This is a genomic window from Frankia sp. CcMO1 (assembly GCF_977945845.1).
The window spans coordinates 1-4,158 of the sequence record NZ_CDWTMG010000329.1; the positions used below are offsets into that span (position 1 = coordinate 1).

The following is a 4,158-nucleotide window of genomic DNA, read 5'->3' on the forward strand; positions in this document are numbered from 1 at the left end:
GCCCGAGGACGGCGAGCCGCTTCGCCTGGCCGGCCGGTCGGCTCCGGAGCGGGGCCCCGAGCTCGGCCACCGGCTCGCCGTGGCGGCCCTGCACGCCCAGCGGCCCTCGGTGGCACCTCCCGCCGGAGCCGGGCGGTGAGCGTCGCCGACGGCGGAGCCGTCGGGGTGGTACCGCCTCTGACGGCGGCCGGCAGCGTGCGGGACGCGAGTCGGCAGTTGACCGCCTTCACCCTGGTCTCCCTGCTGCTCCAGATCGACGGCACGCTGATCACCATCGCGGTGCCCCGGATCGGAGACCACTTTTCGCTGGGTCCGCAGACGAGCGCGCTGCTCCTCGCCGCCTACTTCGTGCCGTACGCCATCTTCCTGCTCCCGGGCGGCCGGGTCGTGGACCGGCATGGTTGCCGAGGCGTGGCCCTGGTGGGCCTGGCGCTGTTCGCCGCCGCCGCCCTGGTCGGTGCGGTGGCGCCCACCTTCTGGCTGCTCGTGGTCTCGAGGGTCGGTCAGGGAGTGGCGGCCGGGTTGACGAGTCCGGCCGCCCTGGCGGGCGCCGTGGCGCCGTTCCCGCCCGAGCGACGCGGCCGGGCGCTCGGGATCTTCGGTTCGGCCTCGGGCGTGGCGAATCTCGTCGGCCCGCTGGTGGGTGGCGCGCTGACACAGTGGCTGGGTTGGCGGGCCAACTGGTGGGTGCTCGTGCCGGCCGGACTGGCGTGCATGTGGGTCGTCTCCACGATGACGGGGGTGGCGGGCCGGCCGGCCGTCGGCTCATCGCAGCCGGGGTGGCGAATCCTCGTCAACCGGACGGTGATCGCTGCGACGGCCGTCGCGGGGATGAGTTTCGTCGTCCTGATCGGGACGTTCCTGATCGCGCAGCTGTACCTGCAACACCACGGCTACGGTCCGCTCGCCGCCTCGGTTCCGCCCATGATCATGGCAGCGGCGATCGCGGTGATCGCGCCGCGGACCGGCCGGTTCGCCGACCGCCACGGCGACCGGCGAGTCGTCGTGGCGGCCCTGCTCACGATGGGTGCCGGTCTGGGCCTCCTCGGACTACCCGGCTGGCCGTTGCGCGGCGCGGCCGGCCTGCCACCGGTGGCTCTGGTCGGTGTGGGTCTGGGATTGCTCTTCGCACCGACCTCGCGCGCGGCGCTCAACGCCGTCCCCAGGGCGGCACACGGGCGCACGTCCGCGCTGCTCAACGCCGCGCGTCTGATCGGCGCGACCGTCGGGGCCGTCCTTGCGGGGGCGAACTTCATCGACGGGGTGACGACCGGGAGTGCGCATCGGGGGCTGGCCGTCGCGGCCGTGCTCTGCGTCGTCCTCGGTGTGCCCCTGGCGTTCGGTATCGATCCGGTCGTGAACCGCTCCGGGAGGGTCGGGCGGCCGGCGGAGGGAGAGAAGTTGTGACAGTCACCGGTCAGTTCGCACCGTCGTCCGGCGCACTCGCGCAGGCCTTGCCCGGCAGCCCCCCGCAGTGGCCGCGACCGCGTCGCCTGCGCCGCACCGCTGCGCTGCGGCGTCTGGTGGCGGAGACCAGGGTGTCGCCCGCCGAGATGGTGCTGCCGCTGTTCGTGAAGGAGGGGATCGATCAGGCCCAGCCGATCGCCTCGATGCCGGGAGTGGTCCAGCACACGCTCGAGAGTGTGCGACCGGTGGCCGAGGCGGCGGCCGGCGCAGGCGTGGGCGGGGTGATCCTCTTCGGAGTCCCGGCCGTCAAGGACGCACGCGGCTCGGCAGCCGACGACCCGGACGGGATCGTGCAGACCGCATTGCGGACCCTGCGGGCCGACCTCGGGGACGACTGCGTGATCATGTCGGATCTCTGCCTGGACGAGTTCACCGATCACGGCCACTGCGGCGTCGTGACCGTTGACGGCACGGTGGACAACGACGCCACGCTCGAGAGGTACGCCTCGGTGGCCGTCAGCCAGGCGGCCGCGGGCGCGCACGTCGTCGCGCCGAGCGGGATGATGGACGGTCAGGTTCTCGCGATCCGGCGTGCGCTCGACGCGGCCGGCCTGGGTGAGACGGCGATCCTCGCGTACGCCGCCAAGTACGCCTCCGGCTGCTACGGCCCGTTCCGGGACGCCGCGGAGTGCGCTCCGCAATTCGGCGACCGGTCGACGTATCAACAGGACCCGGCGAACGGGCGCGAGGCACTGCGCGAGGTCCGGCTCGACGTGGCGGAGGGCGCCGACGCCGTCATGGTGAAGCCCGCCGGGTCCTACCTCGACGTCGTGCACCGTGTCGCGCAGGCCGTGGACCTTCCTGTTGCGGCGTACCAGGTCTCGGGGGAGTACGCGATGGTCGAGGCCGCCGCCGCACAGGGCTGGATCGACCGTGACCGGGTCATCGACGAATCGTTGCTGTCGATCCGGCGGGCCGGTGCGGATGTCGTGCTGACCTACTGGGCACTCGAGGTGGCACAGCGACTGGGGCGGGGCCGTGCCTGACGAGGGCGGAGTCGGAATCGTCATGCTCAACCTGGGCGGACCGCGGACGCTGGACGACGTCCGTCCGTTCCTCGACCGCCTCTTCGCGGACCGGGAGATCATCTCGTTGCCCGTGCAGAAGGTGCTGGGATCCCTGATCGTCCGGATACGGACCCCGACCGTGCAGCGCTACTACCGCGATATCGGTGGCGGTTCCCCGCTGCTGGACTGGACGCGGCGCCAGGGCGAGGAGATGGTGCGCCGGCTCGACGCGCTGTCCCCGCTCACCGGACCGCACCGCTACTACGCCGGCTTCCGCTACAGCGAACCGACCTGTGACGACGCGGTGCGCCGGATGTTCCACGACGGCGTCCGCAGGGCCGTGGCCTTCACCCAGTACCCGCAGTACTCCTGCACGTCCACCGGTTCCAGTCTGAACGAGCTGTGGCGGGCCGTGGAACGCCAGGGACTCGGGGCCGCGTTCGAGTGGTCGGTCATCGACAGGTGGCATGACCACCCCGCGTATCTGGACGCCCTCGCCGGTACCGTCCGGGACGGCCTCGCCGGGTTCGATCCCGAGCAGCGAGACTCGGTGTTCCTGTTGTTCAGTGCGCATTCGCTGCCGAGCGCGGTGATCGCCCGCGGCGACCCCTACCCGCAGCAGGTGGGGGCCACCGTGCAGGCCGTGCTCGACCGACTCCGGATTCCCAACCCGTACCTGCTGAGCTACCAGTCCAAGGTCGGCCCGGTCTCCTGGCAGGGGCCCAGCACGGTCGGCGTCGTCGAGAAGCTGGGCACGCGCGGCGTCGAGAACGTACTCGTGGTCGGTGTCACCTTCACCAACGACCACATCGAGACGCTGTCGGAGCTGGACATCGAGCTGGCCAGGACGGCGTACCGGTCCGGCATCACGCGCTTCCACCGCGCACCCGCACCGAACGACCGGCCGGATTTCACGAGCGCGCTCGGCGCCGTCGTCAGCGATCACCTCAAGAGCGGGGAGGTCAGCTCCCCGCACTACCCCATGCCCTGTCCGGGTTGCGAGAACGCGGCCTGCCGCCGGGTCGTCAACCCGGCGGGCGACCCAACGGGAGCGCGCTATGCCTGACGTGTACGAGACCTCCGACGTGCTGGTGGTCGGCGCGGGCCTGGCGGGGCTGACCCTGGCCCACGCCGTCCTCACGGCCGATCCCCACCGACGTGTCACGGTCGTGGAAGCCGACGACCGCCCCGGCGGCCAGATCGCCACGACCGTCACGGGCGGGTACACCTTCGAGCACGGCGCCACCGCGCTGATGGCCTCCGACGCCGAGACGTGGACGATCCTGGAGGAGCTGGGCATCGCCGGGCGGGTCGAGCCGTCGGTGGCCCGCACGACCAGGATCTGGCTCGACGGCGCGCTGCACGAGGTTCCCCGGTCGGTGCCCGCCGCGGCACGGACGAAGATCCTGTCGGCCCGGGCGAAGGCGAGGATCCTCGCCGAGCCTCTGTTCGGGCGCCGTCCGCCCGGGCCGGACGAGACAGTGCACGAGTTCGTCGAGCGGCGCTTCGGCCCCGAGCCGGCCGCGACCCTGGTCGCTGCCCTCGTCCAGGGCATCACTGCCGGCGACCCCGGCGACACCGGCCTTCGCGCCCTGCTGCCGCGCATCTGGCAGATCGACCAGGAGACCGGGCGCGGCAGCCTCCTGCTGCGGGCCCTGCGTGCGGCGCGGGCCCTGTCTCTTAT

At 72.3% G+C, this 4,158-nt stretch carries 4 protein-coding genes; all 4 read left to right on the forward strand.

The annotated features are described in order from the left end of the window. Positions 1-135 precede the first annotated feature (135 nt). Positions 136-1,407 (forward strand): MFS transporter, encoded by a 1,272-nt coding sequence (locus AC08OU_RS23150; protein WP_476605797.1) that lies wholly within the window; start codon positions 136-138, stop codon positions 1,405-1,407. A 47-nt stretch (positions 1,408-1,454) separates the two neighbouring features. Then, positions 1,455-2,453 (forward strand): porphobilinogen synthase, encoded by a 999-nt coding sequence (hemB, locus tag AC08OU_RS23155; protein WP_476605800.1) that lies wholly within the window; start codon positions 1,455-1,457, stop codon positions 2,451-2,453. Then, the gene (gene hemH / locus AC08OU_RS23160) at positions 2,446-3,540 is read left to right on the forward strand and encodes a ferrochelatase (RefSeq protein WP_476605798.1); all 1,095 of its coding nucleotides are present in this window, start codon (positions 2,446-2,448) and stop codon (positions 3,538-3,540) included. Before hemB ends, hemH begins: the two co-directional genes overlap by 8 nt. Continuing rightward, positions 3,533-4,158: protoporphyrinogen oxidase (gene hemG / locus AC08OU_RS23165; protein WP_476605799.1), on the forward strand; the 626-nt coding region annotated here is incomplete at its 3' end. The genes hemH and hemG, both read left to right, overlap by 8 nt.